The sequence below is a fragment of the Neorhizobium sp. T25_13 genome (assembly GCF_002968675.1).
In the GTDB taxonomy this organism is placed as follows: Bacteria; Pseudomonadota; Alphaproteobacteria; order Rhizobiales; family Rhizobiaceae; genus Neorhizobium; species Neorhizobium tomejilense.
Window position 1 is genome coordinate 177,221 of sequence record NZ_PVBI01000002.1, and the last position, 16,484, is coordinate 193,704.

19 protein-coding genes are annotated in these 16,484 nt (G+C 61.9%); 13 read left to right on the forward strand and 6 right to left on the reverse strand.

Going from position 1 to position 16,484, the window contains the following annotated elements; genetic code table 11:
* Positions 1-45 precede the first annotated feature (45 nt).
* Both hemB and C5J22_RS04315 read right to left on the reverse strand, forming a co-directional pair.
* On the reverse strand, positions 46-1,059 hold the full coding sequence (hemB, locus tag C5J22_RS04310; RefSeq protein ID WP_105437343.1) for a porphobilinogen synthase: 1,014 nt from the start codon (positions 1,057-1,059) through the stop codon (positions 46-48).
* Positions 1,060-1,151: 92 nt separating this feature from the next.
* Positions 1,152-1,532, reverse strand: a complete 381-nt coding sequence (locus C5J22_RS04315) for a cupin domain-containing protein (RefSeq protein WP_105437344.1) — start codon at positions 1,530-1,532, stop codon at positions 1,152-1,154.
* 117 nt (positions 1,533-1,649) lie between these two features.
* On the opposite strand from C5J22_RS04315, the gene C5J22_RS04320 reads away from it, so the two are divergent.
* Both C5J22_RS04320 and ldtR read left to right on the forward strand, forming a co-directional pair.
* Complete coding sequence (locus C5J22_RS04320) at positions 1,650-2,087, forward strand: DUF6163 family protein (RefSeq protein WP_046636524.1); 438 nt, start codon at positions 1,650-1,652, stop codon at positions 2,085-2,087.
* Positions 2,088-2,320: 233 nt separating this feature from the next.
* Positions 2,321-2,836 carry a transcriptional regulator LdtR gene (gene ldtR, locus C5J22_RS04325; protein WP_037081118.1) on the forward strand — a complete coding sequence of 172 codons (516 nt, stop codon included), beginning with the start codon at positions 2,321-2,323 and terminating at the stop codon, positions 2,834-2,836.
* A 132-nt stretch (positions 2,837-2,968) separates the two neighbouring features.
* Here ldtR and C5J22_RS04330 read toward each other — a convergent pair whose 3' ends face one another.
* Both C5J22_RS04330 and C5J22_RS04335 read right to left on the reverse strand, forming a co-directional pair.
* The gene (locus C5J22_RS04330) at positions 2,969-3,205 is read right to left on the reverse strand and encodes a hypothetical protein (protein WP_038541845.1); all 237 of its coding nucleotides are present in this window, start codon (positions 3,203-3,205) and stop codon (positions 2,969-2,971) included.
* A gap of 122 nt (positions 3,206-3,327) precedes the next feature.
* Positions 3,328-3,549 carry a hypothetical protein gene (locus C5J22_RS04335; protein WP_105437345.1) on the reverse strand — a complete coding sequence of 74 codons (222 nt, stop codon included), beginning with the start codon at positions 3,547-3,549 and terminating at the stop codon, positions 3,328-3,330.
* Between the two features lie 422 nt (positions 3,550-3,971).
* Between C5J22_RS04335 and C5J22_RS04340 the strand changes: the two genes are divergently transcribed.
* The 5 genes from C5J22_RS04340 to C5J22_RS04360 all read left to right on the forward strand — a co-directional run bounded on the left by C5J22_RS04340 (position 3,972) and on the right by C5J22_RS04360 (position 9,232).
* Positions 3,972-5,303: a murein L,D-transpeptidase gene (locus C5J22_RS04340; RefSeq protein ID WP_105402968.1), complete on the forward strand. Its 1,332-nt coding sequence runs from the start codon at positions 3,972-3,974 to the stop codon at positions 5,301-5,303.
* Positions 5,304-5,481: 178 nt separating this feature from the next.
* Positions 5,482-6,771 carry a serine hydroxymethyltransferase gene (glyA, locus tag C5J22_RS04345; protein WP_105426664.1) on the forward strand — a complete coding sequence of 430 codons (1,290 nt, stop codon included), beginning with the start codon at positions 5,482-5,484 and terminating at the stop codon, positions 6,769-6,771.
* A gap of 51 nt (positions 6,772-6,822) precedes the next feature.
* Positions 6,823-7,302, forward strand: a complete 480-nt coding sequence (gene nrdR / locus C5J22_RS04350) for a transcriptional regulator NrdR (protein ID WP_007771094.1) — start codon at positions 6,823-6,825, stop codon at positions 7,300-7,302.
* Positions 7,303-7,304: 2 nt separating this feature from the next.
* Positions 7,305-8,618: a bifunctional diaminohydroxyphosphoribosylaminopyrimidine deaminase/5-amino-6-(5-phosphoribosylamino)uracil reductase RibD gene (gene ribD / locus C5J22_RS04355; protein ID WP_105437346.1), complete on the forward strand. Its 1,314-nt coding sequence runs from the start codon at positions 7,305-7,307 to the stop codon at positions 8,616-8,618.
* Entirely contained in the window at positions 8,618-9,232 is a 615-nt protein-coding gene (locus tag C5J22_RS04360; protein ID WP_046667814.1) for a riboflavin synthase, read from the forward strand. The genes ribD and C5J22_RS04360 overlap by 1 nt, the downstream gene beginning before the upstream one ends.
* Before the next feature lie 15 nt (positions 9,233-9,247).
* Here C5J22_RS04360 and C5J22_RS04365 read toward each other — a convergent pair whose 3' ends face one another.
* Positions 9,248-9,769, reverse strand: a complete 522-nt coding sequence (locus tag C5J22_RS04365; RefSeq protein ID WP_105437347.1) for a GNAT family N-acetyltransferase — start codon at positions 9,767-9,769, stop codon at positions 9,248-9,250.
* Positions 9,770-9,975: 206 nt separating this feature from the next.
* On the opposite strand from C5J22_RS04365, the gene ribH reads away from it, so the two are divergent.
* From ribH to C5J22_RS04385, 4 genes are all read left to right on the forward strand, one after another.
* The gene (gene ribH, locus C5J22_RS04370; protein WP_046636529.1) at positions 9,976-10,434 is read left to right on the forward strand and encodes a 6,7-dimethyl-8-ribityllumazine synthase; all 459 of its coding nucleotides are present in this window, start codon (positions 9,976-9,978) and stop codon (positions 10,432-10,434) included.
* Between the two features lie 3 nt (positions 10,435-10,437).
* Complete coding sequence (gene nusB, locus C5J22_RS04375) at positions 10,438-10,917, forward strand: transcription antitermination factor NusB (RefSeq protein WP_038549009.1); 480 nt, start codon at positions 10,438-10,440, stop codon at positions 10,915-10,917.
* Positions 10,918-10,947: 30 nt separating this feature from the next.
* Positions 10,948-12,171, forward strand: coding sequence for an MFS transporter (locus C5J22_RS04380; RefSeq protein WP_105437348.1), 1,224 nt, complete (start codon positions 10,948-10,950; stop codon positions 12,169-12,171).
* 219 nt (positions 12,172-12,390) lie between these two features.
* Positions 12,391-14,532, forward strand: coding sequence for a sodium-translocating pyrophosphatase (locus C5J22_RS04385; RefSeq protein WP_105402973.1), 2,142 nt, complete (start codon positions 12,391-12,393; stop codon positions 14,530-14,532).
* Between the two features lie 73 nt (positions 14,533-14,605).
* Here C5J22_RS04385 and C5J22_RS04390 read toward each other — a convergent pair whose 3' ends face one another.
* The gene (locus C5J22_RS04390) at positions 14,606-15,121 is read right to left on the reverse strand and encodes an outer membrane protein assembly factor BamE (RefSeq protein ID WP_105426660.1); all 516 of its coding nucleotides are present in this window, start codon (positions 15,119-15,121) and stop codon (positions 14,606-14,608) included.
* 223 nt (positions 15,122-15,344) lie between these two features.
* Here C5J22_RS04390 and C5J22_RS04395 point away from each other — a divergent pair, with 223 nt between their 5' ends.
* Positions 15,345-15,896 (forward strand): ubiquinol-cytochrome C chaperone family protein, encoded by a 552-nt coding sequence (locus tag C5J22_RS04395; protein WP_105437349.1) that lies wholly within the window; start codon positions 15,345-15,347, stop codon positions 15,894-15,896.
* Positions 15,897-15,902: 6 nt separating this feature from the next.
* Positions 15,903-16,469, forward strand: a complete 567-nt coding sequence (locus tag C5J22_RS04400; RefSeq protein WP_105402975.1) for a DUF177 domain-containing protein — start codon at positions 15,903-15,905, stop codon at positions 16,467-16,469.
* Positions 16,470-16,484: the final 15 nt, after the last annotated feature.

Here is a 16,484-nt window from a genome sequence, read left to right on the forward strand (position 1 = left end):
GTTTCTCGAACATTGATATGGGATGAAACCGCCTCGGCAACAAGGTCACCCGTTCTTCGCCAGTTTCTTCGCCACGTCCATCGCGAAATAGGAAAGAATGCCGTCACAGCCGGCGCGCTTGAAACAGAGCAGCGTCTCCATCATGACCCGTTCGCCGTCGATCCAGCCGTTCATCGCGGCGGCCTTGATCTGCGTGTATTCGCCGGAGACCTGGTAGGCGAAGACGGGAAGGCCGAACGCTTCCTTGATACGCCAGCAGATGTCGAGATAGGCGATGCCGGGTTTGACCATCAGCATGTCGGCGCCTTCCTCGACGTCGAGAGCCGCATCCCGCACCGCTTCGGTGCCGTTGGCCGGCGAGATGTAATAGCTGTTCTTGTCGCCCTTCAGGAGGCCGCTGGTATTGATCGCCTCGCGATAGGGACCGTAAAAACCGGACGAGAATTTCGTCGCGTAGGACATGATGCCGACATCCTGGTGGCCCGCGGCGTCCAGCCCGCGGCGAATGGCGCCGATGCGGCCGTCCATCATTTCCGACGGCGCGATGATGTCGGCGCCGGCATCCGCCTGCATGACGGCGGCGCGGACGATCTGGTCGACTGTCTCGTCGTTGACGATCACTCCGTCCCGGAGGATCCCGTCATGGCCGTGGCTGGTGAACGGATCGAGCGCCACGTCGGTGATGATACCGATATTCGGCACGGCTTTCTTGAAAGCGGCGGTCGCCTGGTTGATCAGGTTGTTGGCGACCAGACTGTTGGAGCCGGTCTCGTCGCGCAACGCCATCTCGATATCGGGGAAGGTGGCGATCGCCGGAATGCCGAGATCGGCCGCTTCCCTGACTGCCTCGACCGCCTTGTCGACGCTCATGCGGTTGACGCCGGGCATGGCGGCGATCGGATCGACGATGCCGGTGCCGGGAACGATGAAGATCGGCCAGATCAGGTCGTCCACCGTCAGACGGTTCTCCTGCACCAGCCTGCGCGTCCAGTCGGCCTTGCGGTTGCGCCGCATGCGGCGGTGGCCGGTGATCTCATCGACCAGATGCGTCTTGTCCATGGCAAAGTCTCCAACTTCTCTTCCCGTGCGCGCGTCATTATCATGCAGCACGCCGTTTGCGAATGGGAACGATCGCCGCAGTCGAGACCCGGCTAGATCCAGAGATCGTTTTGAGCCGTCCGTTCGCCGCCCTCGTTGCCGGTGTTCAGAACGCCGCGCGGCTCGATAACCATCATCTTCACCTCCTTTTCGGCGAACGGCTTGTGCTGCACGCCCTTCGGCACGACGAACATTTCGCCCGGCCCGATGTCAACGCTGCCGTCGCGGAAGTCGATCCGCAAATGGCCTTCGATAACCATGAAGGTTTCATCCGTCTCGGGGTGATCGTGCCATATGAAATCGCCTTCGATGCGGACGAGCTTGAACTGGTAGTCGTTCATTTCGGCGACGACGCGCTGCTGCCAGAGGTCGGGTATCCGTGCCAGCTTCTCGGCGAGGTTTATCGGCGTATGTGAAAAGGTCCGCTCGGTCATGTCTTCTCCTTTGATCGGCGGCAAACCCTATCAGGACAAGGCGCGGGGCTCTTGAACGATCGTGCAGGCGAGAGGCTGGTACTGGCGGTCGGCGACCGCGGCGGCTAGTGTAGTCCGATGGAACCCGATTCACTCACAGTGCCGAAGCGCACGCTGACCGAAATTCTCTACGTCGTCTTCCTCAGGCTGGTCGCGGTCGCCTGTTTCTGGTTCGGCCTGCAATATTGGGCGATGCTGGTCGGCTATTCGCTTAAGGGTATGGCCCGCTTCGATCTGCTGACGCTTCCCTGGAAGGTGGCGGCGTCTTCGCTTGCCGTGCTTTTTCCGGTTGCTTCGCTCGGCCTCTGGCTCACCGTGTCCTGGGGCCCCGTGCTCTGGGCGATTGCCGCAATCTCGCAGGTGTCGATGTATATCGTCTGGCCGGAGATCTTTGGACACAACCGTCTCGTCCCCCTCATGCACGGCCTCGTCGCCGCGCTTTACGTCGTATTTCGGCTCTCTTTATGGGTCGAGGCGCGCCGCAAGGCGGAGCGGGTAAGGATTGATTCACCTTGAAATTAAAGCTTTGACGGCCGGATTTGACAGGAAATTCGCCGCTAAGTGATTGATTTGTCTTAAATCTGAATGGCCCCATCCTGGGCTGGCGAGGGTGGGCCGGAATTCGAAGAAGCGCGTTAAGCACCTGTTAAGGCTATGTTTTAAGTCGAATTTTATGCGTATTGAATAGTGTCTGTCTCAAGGCGGGAAGAAACAAACACCGCCAAACAAAACAGGATGAGGCAGTCATGATGAACACGAAACTGAAGCCGCAGGCGGCACCGGCAGTAGCAGATCCGCATGAAGATACCATTCGCGCCCTGTACATGGAGTCGCTGCATCTGGTCGAGCGCCTGCATCGCCGCCTTCTCGATGTGATCAAGGACGAGTTCGACCGCCAGGGTCGCGACGACGTCAACGCCGTCCAGGCTCTCCTGCTGTTCAACATCGGCAATTCGGAACTGACGGCCGGCGAACTGCGCTCCCGCGGTTACTATCTCGGCTCGAACGTCTCCTACAACGTCAAGAAGCTGGTCGACCTCGGCTTCATCAACCACCAGCGCTCGCGCATCGACCGTCGCTCGGTCCGCATCAGCCTGACGCCGGAAGGCCAGGAGATCGCCGAGGCCGTCGGCAAGCTCTACGAGCGCCATATCGGCTCGATCGAAAAGGTCGGCGGCATCGGCGAGGGCGAGTTCTCTCAGATGAACAAGCTGCTCCAGCGCCTCGACCGCTTCTGGAACGACCAGATCCTTTACCGCCTTTAATCCACCGGGGGCTTGCGAAACACTCCATTACCTCCAGTCATGCGGTGCTACGCAAAAGCGTAACGGGGTGTCGGAAGACGCGCCGTTACGCTTGTTTGCGTGCAAGCTAGGCCGCCTTCTGTCAGATACAGCCTATCGCTGGGCCAGCAGGGCGCGGCCGGCGTTTCGGATGGTGAGGGCCGAGTCCGCCATCTGGGCAATCAAGCCGGCAGTCATCGCTGAGGCGAGGGTCTCCGTATAGTCTTCGCCCTGGAGACCGTGCTTTTTACAGTAGTTCTGTACGGCTCCGCGTGTGGAGGTCGGCGAGACGCCAAACTTGTTGTTCTGGAAAGCATTGACAATAATTTGGTATTTTTCGTCCAGGGTCACGGTAGCTCTCCAATGGGTGATGTTTGGGGTGCCTACCAGTATGGGAGCCGGGTTGATAGACGAATTCGGCTATGGGCGTCGGAAATACGTTCCGATAAGTCCGTTTGCGCCGGAATGCTCGCCTACATTGTAGCCGCGGCGGCCCGGCGAATCTCGGTCGTCATGCCCGCAAACATCGAGGAGAGGTCGAGCCAGCCGTCTGGTCTGCGGCCCGTCACCTTTTCCGGCCACCCGCAGACGCCGTCCTGTTCGACATAACCGACGCATTGCGGGGCGGTCTCATCGCGAAAATGCAGGATGACCAGCTTTCCAGGCTCAAGGGCTTCGATCGGGTACCAGTTCAATTCTCGTATTCCTCACTTTGACGGTCGACTTTTAGCCAATCCGCTTGTCCCAGGCTTACGGCTTTTACGTTTCCAAACGAGGGCTTGCTGTCCAGAATGCCGGGCCGGTTCCGTAAAGGAAGCAGGTCCCGGATCGACGATCCCGCAGCCCGTTCCGAGATCGCTTGCGTTCGCAGGGTGTGGCGCATTTGCCGCCTGAAAAAATCACGTGCCAACACGGCTTTGTGACGCGCAAGTACCTGACACGAATTGGCCATATTGCTATGGGACCGGCTGGATGCAACGGGCCGGCGGGAATTCGCGCTTTCACGACATTGCGATGACGACGAAGCCCCCGTGCGGCTGCGCTAACTTTTTGCGCGTTCTTAACCATATCCCTGTAGGCGTCCTTGATGCTGCTCGGGACCAGATGGGTATTATTGATGTCGAAGAAGATCGGATCTGAAGCTCTTTCCCGCCGTGCCCTGCTTCGCACGGCCTTCTCTGCCGGTGCCGCCGCACTCGCAGCGCCCGCATTCGCCCAGACGGCGATGGACGATCTGATCAATGCGCCTCGCCGAGGCACCTGGGACGACCAGTTCGACGCCAAGGCCGCATCCAGAACCGCCGTCAACGTCGTCTCCAACAATCCGGTGCTCGGCGCCGGCGGACCGGCGAACATCCAGCAGGCGATCATTGACTATCAGCAGATCGTTGCGAACGGCGGCTGGCCCGAGGTCAATCCCGGCCAGCAGCGCCTGCGCCTCGGCGTCGTCGATCCGTCCGTGCAGCAGTTGCGCCAGCGCCTGATGATTTCAGGCGACCTGCCGCGCGAGGCGGGCATGTCTTCCTCGTTCGACAGCTATGTCGACGGTGCTGTGAAGCGTTTTCAGGCCCGCCACGGCCTGCCTGCCGACGGCGTGATGGGCGAGTTTACCGTCAAGGCGATGAACATATCGGCCGACGTGCGCATGCGCCAGCTGGGCACCAATCTGGTGCGCCTGCAGTCCATGTCCGGTGATCTCGGCCCCCGCTACGTCATGGTCAATATTCCGGCAGCCTATATCGAGGCTGTGGAAAACGACCGCGTGGCGCTGCGCACCAATGCCGTCGTCGGGCGCATCGACCGTCCGACCCACGCCATCAACTCGAAGATCTACGAGGTCATCCTCAACCCCTATTGGACTGCGCCGCGCTCGATCGTCGAGAAGGACATCGTGCCGCTGATGCGCAAGGATCCGACCTATCTCACCCGCAATAACATCCGCCTGATCGATGGCAAGGGTAATGAAGTGGCGCCGGAAACGGTCGACTGGTTTGCGCCGAAGGCTCCGAACCTGATGTTCCGGCAGGATCCGGGCAAGATCAACGCCATGGCCTCGACGAAGATCAACTTCCACAACCCGAACAACGAATACATGCACGACACGCCCCAGCAGGGCCTGTTCAACAAGCTGATGCGCTTCGAATCCTCGGGCTGCATGCGCGTTCAGAACGTCCGCGACCTCATCAGCTGGCTGCTGCGCGACACCACGGGCTGGTCGCGCCAGGAGATCGAGCGGGTCATCTCGACGCGCCAGAACACCCCGATCAAGCTCACGACCGAAGTTCCGGTCTATATCGTCTACATCACCGCCTGGTCGGCGAAGGACCGCGTCGTGCAGTTCCGCGACGACATCTACGAGCGTGACGGCAACCAGGAACTGGCACTGCAGACGACCACCGGCATCGAAAAGCCGGCCGGCGCCGCCGACGACGATCTGCTGCCGCAATAAGATCTGCTTCTTTTTTTCCTCTACGGGAGGCCGCATCCGCCAAGGGTGCGGCTTTTTTGTTTTCCAGGAGCATCTCCGCGTCTTCGGGCGAGCAAATGTCGTTCCCCGTATTGCTCTGCGCAAGGCGTAAGGCTAAGACGCGACATTGCAATGCCCACCCCTTTGAGGAGCCTCGCACATGTCGAACACCGACGTCTTCTTCTCCCGCCCGCTTGCAGAATCCGATCCGGAAATCTTTGGCGCGATTGAGAAGGAACTGGGTCGCCAGCGCCACGAAATCGAGCTGATCGCTTCGGAGAACATCGTTTCCCGCGCTGTGCTTGAGGCGCAGGGTTCGATCATGACCAACAAGTATGCGGAAGGTTATCCGGGCAAGCGTTATTACGGCGGCTGCCAGTTCGTCGATATCGCCGAGGAACTCGCCATCGAGCGCGCCAAGAAGCTGTTCGGCGTCAATTTCGTCAACGTCCAGCCGAATTCCGGTAGCCAGATGAACCAGGCCGTGTTCCTGGCGCTGCTGCAGCCCGGCGATACCTTCATGGGCCTCGACCTCAACTCGGGCGGCCACCTGACGCACGGTTCGCCGGTCAACATGTCCGGCAAATGGTTCAACGTCGTCTCCTACGGCGTGCGCGAAGGCGACAACCTGCTCGACATGGACGAGGTGCAGCGCAAGGCCGAAGAAACCAAGCCGAAGCTGATCATCGCCGGCGGCACCGCCTATTCCCGCATCTGGGACTGGAAGCGTTTCCGCGAGATCGCCGATTCGGTCGGCGCCTATCTGATGGTCGACATGGCCCATATCGCCGGCCTGGTTGCCGGCGGCCAGCACCCGTCGCCGTTCCCGCATTGCCACGTCGCCACCACCACCACCCACAAGTCGCTGCGCGGCCCGCGCGGCGGCGTCATCCTCACCAATGACGAAGAACTGGCCAAGAAGTTCAATTCGGCCGTCTTCCCGGGCCTCCAGGGCGGTCCGCTGATGCACATCATCGCCGCCAAGGCGGTTGCCTTCGGCGAGGCGCTGCAGCCGGACTTCAAGGACTACGCCGCCCAAATCGTCAAGAATGCCAAGGCGCTGTCCGAAACCCTGATGGCTGGCGGCCTCGATATCGTTTCGGGCGGCACCGACAACCATCTGATGCTGGTCGACCTGCGCAAGAAGAACGCCACTGGCAAGCGCGCCGAGGCGGCCCTCGGCCGCGGCTATATCACCACCAACAAGAACGGCATTCCCTTCGACCCCGAAAAGCCCTTCGTCACCTCCGGTATCCGCCTCGGGACGCCGGCCGGCACGACGCGCGGCTTCAAGGAAGCGGAATTCAAGGAGATCGGCAATCTCATCATCGAGGTTCTCGACGGCCTGAAGATCGCCAATTCCGACGAAGGCAATGCGAGCGTCGAAGCCGCCGTGCGCGACAAGGTCGTGGCGCTCACCGGCCGCTTCCCCATGTACCCGTATATGTGATCCCAACGGGGACCGCATCCGCGGTCCCTCTTGCCCATCCAAGGAGAGCCGATGCGCTGCCCCTATTGCGGTTCGGAAGACACGCAGGTCAAGGATAGTCGTCCGGCGGAGGATTACACCTCCATCCGCCGGCGGCGTATCTGCCCGGATTGCGGCGGCCGCTTCACGACTTTCGAGCGCGTGCAGCTTCGCGAACTGATGGTCACCAAGAAGACCGGCCGCAAGGTGCCGTTCGACCGCAACAAGCTGGTACGGTCGTTCCAGATCGCGCTGCGCAAGCGCCCGGTCGACAATGACCGCATCGAGCGGGCGGTTTCCGGTATCGTGCGCCGGCTCGAAAGCTCGGGCGAGAACGAGATTTCGTCGGAAGAGATCGGCCTGCAGGTGCTCGAGGCCTTGAAGAGCCTCGATGACGTCGCCTTCGTGCGTTACGCCTCCGTCTATCGCGATTTCTCCCATGCGGAGGATTTCGAAAAGGTGATCCAGGAGATCAACGCCAAGATCGCCCGCGATCCCGGCATAGAGCCGTAGCCATGACGAGCGCTGCCGAAGATCGGTGGTTCATGGCGTCGGCGCTGCGTCTGTCGCGCCTTCATACCGGTCAGACGGGCACCAATCCTTCGGTCGGCTGCGTGGTCGTCAAGGACGGCGAAGTCGTCGGCTCCGCCGTCACCGCACCCGGCGGTCGACCGCATGCGGAAACCCAGGCGCTCGAGATCGCCGGCGAAAAGGCGAGGGGGGCGACCGTCTATGTCACGCTCGAACCCTGCTCGCATTACGGCCGCACGCCGCCTTGCGCCAACGCGCTCGTCGAGGCAGGCGTCGCCCGCGTCGTCATCTCATTGACCGATCCCGATCCGCGTGTCTCGGGGCGGGGGATTGCGATCCTGCGCGAGGCCGGCATTGTCGTAGAGACGGGCCTGATGGAGGAAGAGGGACGCCGGGCGCTCGCCGCCTACCTCACCCGCCAGACGAAGGGCCGCCCGCATGTGACTCTGAAGCTTGCCGTTTCCGCCGACGGCATGCTCGGCCGCCGCGGCGAGGAAGTGTCGATCACCGGACCCGAGGCGCGGGCGCAGGTGCACCGGCTGCGGGCCGAAGCCGACGCGATCCTGGTCGGCATCGGCACGGTGCTGTCGGATGATCCGGAGTTGACGGTGCGCATTTCGGGGCTGGAGAAACGGTCTCCGATCCGCATCGTGCTGGATCGTCGGCTTGAACTGCCGCTGGATTCCAAGCTGGTGAAGAGCGCGTCAGACGTGCCGGCGATCGTCGTGGCGGCGCCGGGTTCTGCTTTGTCGGTTGAGAGTGGGGCGACACCCCCCTCTGCCCTGCCGGGCATCTCCCCCTCAAGGGGGGAGATCGACCAGCAGCAGGCTCATCCGTCCCATTCAAGCTCCGATATAGGTGCGGCAGACGAGTCGGCTGGAGTTGCGCAGGGTGCAGGCTCCTTGCCGATCTCCCCCCTTGAGGGGGAGATGCCCGGCAGGGCAGAGGGGGGTGCCGCTCCGCGCTCCACCGCCAAAGGTGATCTGGCCCTGAAGGCCACCGCTCTCCAAGCCGCCGGCGTCGAGATCATGGACAGTACCGAACTTGACATCCTCCTGGCGATCCTCGCGGTTCGCGGCATGTCTTCGCTTCTGGTCGAAGGCGGCGCGACCATCGCGAAGGCCTTCCTCGACGCAGATCTCGTCGACCGCGTCCTCCTGTTCCAGGGCACCGGCATTGTCGGCGAGGGCGGGCTTGAATCGCCGCTGACGCCATCCGATATGCCGGCAGGGTTCAAGTTTGTCCGCGAGGAAAGCTTCGGGCCGGACCGCTGTTTCGAATACGAAAGAGGTTTCTGATGTTCACCGGAATTGTCACCGATGTCGGCACGGTCGCGGCAACGACGCCGATGGACGAAGGCGTCAAGCTCAGGATCGCCACCAATTACGACCCGAAAACCATCGACATGGGCGCCTCGATTTCCCATGGCGGCGTCTGCCTGACGGTGACAAACCTGCCGGACGAAGGCAGCAACGAGCGCTGGTTCGAGGTCGAGGCCTGGGAAGAGGCGCTGCGGCTGACGACGATTGCCGCCTGGACCGAGGGCACACGGGTCAATCTGGAGCGGGCACTGAAGATCGGCGACGAACTCGGCGGCCATATCGTCTCCGGCCATGTGGACGGCACGGCGGAAATTCTAGGCATCGAACATGAAGGCGAGGCGGTGCGCATCCGTCTTCGCGCACCCGAGGCGCTTGCCCGATTTGTGGCTCCGAAGGGCTCGGTCGCGCTGGACGGCACGTCGCTGACGGTCAACGCAGTCGAGGGCACCGATTTCGACGTGCTGCTGATCCGCCACACGCTCGCCGTCACCACCTGGGGCGATAGAAGGGCGGGCGATCTCGTCAATTTCGAAGTCGACACGATGGCGCGTTACGCGGCACGGCTTGCGGAATTTCCGGCGAAAAGCTGACGGCTTGTCGCGCAATCAGTTTTCGCGCGCCAGCACCACGATCGGGCCATGGTAGTCGGCACGGGCGAACTCGCGGAAGCCGAGTTTGGATGCGAGCCTGAGCGAGGCGGCATTTTCGGGGCTGATGATGCAGGTCATCCGGCGATCGGGGAAATGGGCTTCGCCCCAGGAGATCATTGCGCCCACCGCCTCGGTCGCATAACCGCGGCCGTGGACGGACGGGATGAGCGCCCAGCCGGTCTCGAGCGTCCCCTCGATGGAGGGTTGAAATTCCCGGCGCATGTCCTGGAAACCGGCTTCCCCGAGAAAGCGTCCCGTTTCCTTTTCCTCGATTGCCAAGAAGCCGAAACCCATGAGCTGCCACATGCCGTTGACGCGCAGCATGCGGCTCCAGCTGGTTTCGCGGGACGAGGGGATACCGGATATGTAGCGGACCACGTCCGGGTCGGCCCAGAATTCCGCATAGGTCTCGAACTCCTCCAGCCGGTGAGGGCGCAGGATCAGCCGTTCGGTTTCGAGGGTTGGAATGGTGGTCATGGAGGGCTCCATGGTCCGGTGTTGGCACTGATCTTATCGTCGCTCGCTTAGCTATTCCCGATTCGCATCGCTGCGTTCAGCGAAAATTGCTTGCCATTCCCCTCAGAGCATGTTTTGACCGCCACCTGCTCGAGACCCATATGACTATCGGCCCGCCTTGAGGCGATATCGATCTCATGCTGGGCCGATTTGAACAAAGGTGAATCATGTCACGCGAAACCGCTCCACACCTCCTCGTCGTCGAGGCGCGTTTCTACGACGATATGTCCGATGCACTGCTCGAAGGTGCGACCCATGCGCTGAAGGAGGCCGGGGCGACCTATGACGTGGTCACCGTTCCCGGTGCGCTTGAAGTCCCGCCGGCGATCGCCATGGCGCTCGATGCGTCGGAAGAGGGCGGCACCGATTACGACGGCTTCGTCGCGCTCGGTATGGTCATCCGTGGCGAAACCTATCATTTTGATATCGTCTCGAATGAATCCTCCCGTGCTCTGATGGACCTCGCCGTGTCGGAATCGCTTGCGATCGGCAACGGCATCCTCACCTGCGAGAACGACGAACAGGCTTGGGCACGCGCCCGCCGTTCGGACAAGGACAAGGGCGGCTTTGCCGCCCGTGCGGCGCTGACCATGATCGCGCTGCGTGACAAGCTGAACGGTGGTTGATTGATGGCCAAGGAAGGCGAACACCCGGTGAAGCCGGCAAACCAGCGCGGTGCTGCCCGCCTGGCGGCCGTGCAGGCGCTCTACCAGATGGATGTCGGCGGGACCGGCGTGCTGGAGGTCGTGGCCGAATATGAGGCCCATCGCCTCGGACAGGAACTTGACGGCGACACCTATCTGAAGGCTGACGCCTCATGGTTCCGCTCGATCGTTGCCGGCGTCGTGCGCGATCAGGTGAAGATCGACCCGCTGATCCGCGCCTCGCTGCAGGAAGATTGGCCGCTGTCGCGTCTCGATTCGACGCTGCGGGCCATCCTGCGCGCCGGTACGTTCGAAATCCTTGAGCGCAAGGACGTGCCGGTAGCCGTTATCGTCACCGAATATGTCGAGATCGCTCACGCCTTCTTCGGAGAGGAAGAGCCGCGCATCGTCAACGCTGTCCTCGATCGCATTGCCAAGCAGGTACGCGGCGAAGCCAAGAAATAAAAACTAAACGGCAAGACAGGGTGGGGCAGCATGGACGGCGCGGTAGACGGTCTTCAGACACAGATGAGCACCGCCCGGCGCAGTGTCGCTCTGCTTGCCGGCGCCCAGGCCGTCCTCGGTTCGGCGCCGCCTCTGGTGTTTGCGCTCGGCGGTCTCGTCGGCTATCAGCTGTTGGGCGATGACAAGTCGCTGGCGACCGCTCCGCTGACCGGCTTCAATATCGGCATGGCGGCCGGCGCTGTCGCCGTTGCCATCGCCTCCCGGTTCCTCGGCCGCAAGGCGAGCTTCATGCTCGGCTCGGTTCTCGGGGCGCTCGGCGCCGCCGTTGCCGCGATCGCGCTTTTCCATTCGAACTTCTGGCTTTTTGCGGTCGGCCTGCTGCTGATCGGCCTCTGCAACGGTTTCAGCCAGAAGATCCGTTTCGCCGCAGCCGATGCGTCGCCCTCGTTCTACAAGCCGAAGGCGATCTCCTGGATCCTCGCGGCCGGCATAGTTTCGGCGGTCCTCGGGCCACAGCTTGCGATCTGGACCAAGGACCTGCTGTCGCCCGTGCTGTTCGCCGGCGCCTTCGTGGCCGTCATTCCGCTCTACCTGATTGCGCTGGTGATGCTGGCGCCGCTGAAACTGCCGCAGATGAGCGGCAGTCACGCGGCTTCGGGGCCGGCGCGCCCGCTCGGCGAGATCGTCGTCACCCAGCGGTTCCTGACCGGCATGATCTGCGGCATCTCCTCCTACGCGCTGATGACCTTCATGATGACCGGCGCGCCGCTTGCCATGGTGATCGGCTGCGGTTTTCCGTCGGAAATGGCCACACTCGGCATCCAGTGGCACGTGCTCGCCATGTTCGCGCCGAGCTTTTTCACCGGCATGCTGATTTCACGCTTCGGCGTCGAGAAGATCGTCGCCGCCGGGCTGCTGATCCTGATGGGCTGCGCCGTGATCGCCCATATGGGCATCGAGCTCTGGAATTTCTGGGGCGCGCTGGTGCTGCTCGGCATCGGCTGGAACTTCGCTTTCATCGGCTCGACCGCCATCGTCGCCTCCAGTTATCGTCCGCACGAGGCCGACAAGGTGCAGGGTTTTCACGACATCATCCTGTTCACCACGGTGGCGCTGTCCTCCTTCTCCTCGGGCAAGGTGTTCACCGCCTACGGTTGGTCCTTCATGAACCTGATCATCTGGCCGGTGACGATCGTCTGCCTCGGCCTGGTGCTGGCGCTGATGTTCAAGCGCTCTTCCGCGAAATCCGCTTAGAGTCTTGTCCCTTCGGGGCTTGACGCCAATTCATCTCCACCGCAATCTCCCGTCCGCGTAGGCGATCCCGGATTCCTTGGGAGGGGAGCGGTCGTCTGCGCGGGAATGCGCACTATGGAGTATTGCGGCGGTCTTTGCTCATCTCGTGGATGTGCACCGCGGCAGGGGTGCACGGCCGGAGGGTATGGACCACCCGGCGCTAAGGGAGAGGAAAAGCGAATGACTGTAATTATGGGTGTGATCGTGTGCGGGTTGCTATCGATCATTTATGCCGTCTGGGCGACGCGTTCCGTGCTGGCTGCCGATCAGGGCAGTATCCGCATGCAGGAGATCGCCGGATATATCCGTGAAGGCGCACAGGCCTATCTGGCGCGCCAATACATGACCATTGCGATCGTCGGCGTCGTCGTAACCATTCTGGCCTGGGTGCTGCTGTCCGGTACCGCTGCGGTCGGATTCGTCATCGGTGCCGTACTTTCGGGTGCCGCCGGGTTCATCGGCATGCACGTCTCGGTCCGCGCCAACGTGCGCACCGCCCAGGCTTCTTCCCAAAGCCTTGCGGCCGGTCTCGACATTGCTTTCAAATCCGGCGCCATCACCGGCATGCTGGTGGCAGGCCTCGCTCTCCTCGGCGTCTCGATTTATTACTGGATTCTGACGGCCGGTCTCGGCCATCCGAGCGGCTCGCGTGAAGTCATCGACGCGCTCGTCTCGCTCGGCTTCGGCGCTTCGCTGATCTCGATCTTCGCCCGTCTCGGCGGCGGCATCTTCACCAAGGGTGCGGACGTCGGCGGCGACCTCGTCGGCAAGGTGGAGGCTGGCATTCCGGAAGACGATCCGCGCAACCCCGCGACGATCGCCGATAACGTCGGCGACAATGTCGGCGACTGCGCCGGCATGGCAGCCGACCTTTTCGAAACCTATGCGGTCTCCGTCGTCGCCACGATGGTGCTTGCGGCGATCTTCTTCGCCGGTGCGCCGATCCTCGCAACCGTCATGGTTTATCCGCTGGCGATCTGCGGCGCCTGCATCATCACCTCGATCATCGGCACCTTCTTCGTCAAGCTCGGCTCCAACGGCTCGATCATGGGCGCTCTCTACAAGGGCCTGATCGTCACCGGCCTGCTGTCGATCGTCGGTCTCGCCATTGCCACCTCCCTGACCATCGGCTGGGGCACGATCGGCACCGTTGCTGGCAAGCCGATCACCGGCGCGAACCTCTTCATCTGCGGGCTGCTCGGCCTCGTGGTGACGGCGCTGATCGTCGTCATCACCGAATACTACACCGGCACCAACAAGCGCCCGGTAAACTCGATTGCCCAGGCCTCGGTGACTGGCCACGGCACCAACGTCATCCAGGGCCTCGCAGTCTCGCTCGAATCGACCGCGCTTCCGGCGATCGTCATCGTCGGCGGCATCATCGCCACCTACCAGTTCGCCGGCCTGTTCGGCACCGGCATCGCCGTCACCACCATGCTCGGCCTGGCCGGCATGATCGTGGCACTCGATGCTTTCGGACCGGTCACCGACAATGCCGGCGGCATCGCCGAAATGGCCCACCTGCCGCCGGAAGTGCGCAAGTCGACAGATGCGCTCGACGCGGTCGGCAACACCACCAAGGCAGTCACCAAGGGTTATGCGATCGGTTCTGCCGGCCTCGGCGCGCTGGTTCTGTTCGCCGCCTATTCCAACGATCTCAAATATTTCGTGGCAAACAGTGCCCAGTATCCGTATTTCAACGGCGTCGGCGAAATCGATTTCGACCTCTCCAACCCTTACGTCGTCGCCGGCCTGATCTTCGGCGGCCTCATCCCTTACCTGTTCGGCGGCATCGCGATGACCGCCGTCGGCCGCGCTGCGGGCTCGATCGTCGAGGAAGTGCGCAAGCAGTTCCGCGAAAAGCCGGGCATCATGGCGGGAACCGAAAAGCCTGACTATGGCCGCGCCGTCGACATCCTGACCCGGGCTGCGATCCGCGAGATGATCATTCCGTCGCTTCTGCCGGTTCTCGCCCCCATCGTCGTCTATTTCGGTGTGCTTCTGATCTCCGGCGGCGACAAGGCTTCTGCCTTTGCAGCCCTTGGCGCATCGCTGCTCGGCGTCATCGTCAACGGCCTGTTCGTGGCGATCTCCATGACCTCGGGCGGCGGCGCCTGGGACAATGCCAAGAAGAGCTTCGAGGACGGTTTTGTCGACAAGGACGGCACCCGCCACATGAAGGGTTCCGAAGCCCACAAGGCATCGGTCACCGGCGATACCGTCGGCGATCCCTACAAGGATACGGCAGGCCCTGCCGTCAACCCGGCGATCAAGATCACCAATATCGTGGCGCTTCTACTGCTGGCGGTTCTTGCCGGCTGATATCCGGCCAAACGTGAAATTAAAAAGCCCGCGGGGAGCGATCCCCGCGGGCTTTTTGTTTCGTTCGAGGTGCTTACCTGCCGAAGTTCGACAGGATGCTGCGGGCTGCTGCCCCACCGGCACCGGAACCGCCGGAAAGCAGCTGCTGCAGGAAGGTGAGGTCGCGGCCGCCGGTCGGCGTCGTGCGCGAAATCGTGTCGAACACCTTGCCATCCTGCATCGCATAGTTGGCGCGGCGTGCGACGACGCCGTCCTTGTCGAAATAGATGGCGAGCACCGTCTGATCGACGATCTTCGGCTTCATGAAAGCCGCAGCGCGCGTGCGTTTCTGCGAGATGTAATAGAACACCTCGGTATCGAAGGTCGCCGTGGTCGAGGGCGTGCCCATCGTCAGCAGTACCTGCTCGCGGCTCGACCCGACCGGAATAAGCTCCAGCGACTTCTGGTCGACCACGTAGCCGTTATACATGGTGTCGCCGATCTGCATGGACGTGCAACCCGAGACAGCGATGGATGCGACGACCATTGCCATCGCGGTTTTACTCAAGAATGTCATCTCGTATCCGAAAACCCGCTTGTTCAACGGCATCCCCCAAACTCAACCTGCCCCTGCTGACCCTACCATTGTGGCTATTCAGGGACATAAGATCGATCCCGACCTGATGTTAAGGCCGCGAAGATCCCACCCCGTTCGCTGATCCGGCGGAACGGCATTGCAATTCGTGCATGCTTCGGTAAACCAGCTTTCGTTTCCATGCAACATGGCCGGTGGCAGGCTAGGGCGTTCCTGGAGGCAAATAACGGGAATTCAGATGATCTTCGGCCTTTTCAAGAAGAAAAACCAGAACCAGGCGATCGTTGACCGCCAGTATTCGACCTTGACGTCGTTGGCGCGCGTTCCGTTCTTCTATAGCGATCTTGACGTACCGGACACGGTCATGGGCCGTTTCGAGATGCTTTCGATCGTGATGATCCTGTTCTTCAGGCGGACGGCGAAATCCGATTCGAGCGGTCAGGAGCTGGCTCAGGAGATCGTTGACGCGTTTTTTCAGGATATCGACCATTCGATCCGCGAACTCGGCATTGGCGACCAGAGCGTGCCGAAACGCATGAAAAAACTGGCCGGCATGTTCTATGGCCGGGTGGAGACCTATGCTGCCGCTCTCGAAGACAAGGACAGCGAGGCGCTTGCCGCAGCCCTTAGCCGGAATATCTATCCGAAGACGGAGGATGGGCCTGGGATGCGAGGGCTGGCGGACTGGATGATTGTTGCGGAGACGGCGCTCGCCGGCATCCCCGAAGATGAGATTTCGCGCGGCCACGCGGTCCTGCCCCTGCCGGGCCCGCTGCCGCGAGAAGAGTGAGGTTTGATGAAGAACGATAGTGGCGCAGGCGAAAAGCCTCCCTTTTCCTATCCCGTCAAGGTCGGGAATATTTCCGCGAACGCGGTGACGGTGAAACTCGAAGCCGATGCGCGCGAACTCGAGGGCCTGGCAAAGCTGTGGCAGGTCGTTTCGGTCGGTTCGCTGAAAGCGGAACTGCAGATCGCCCGGTGGAAGAAGGACGGCGTGCGTCTCAAGGGGCGCGTGAAGGCCGATATCGTCCAGTCCTCGGTCGTCACGCTCGAACCTGTCGCATCGAAGATAGACGAAGAGTTCGAGCAGATCTTCGTGCCTGAAGGATCGAAGCTCGCGCGGATCGTCACCAGCGATACGGCGGAGATGGTGATCGATCCCGATGGGCCCGATCTTCCCGAAATGTTCATCGGCGACACGATCGATGTCGGCGAAGTGGTGGCCGAGTTCGCGGCACTCGCGATCGATGCCTATCCGCGCGAACCGGGCGCCGAGTTTGCCGATCACCTGGAAACCGATGCGGATGAAAAGTCCGGGCGTCCCAATCCCTTCGCCGTCCTCAAGGACTGGAAAAAGGATTGAGGACGGGTTGTAAGC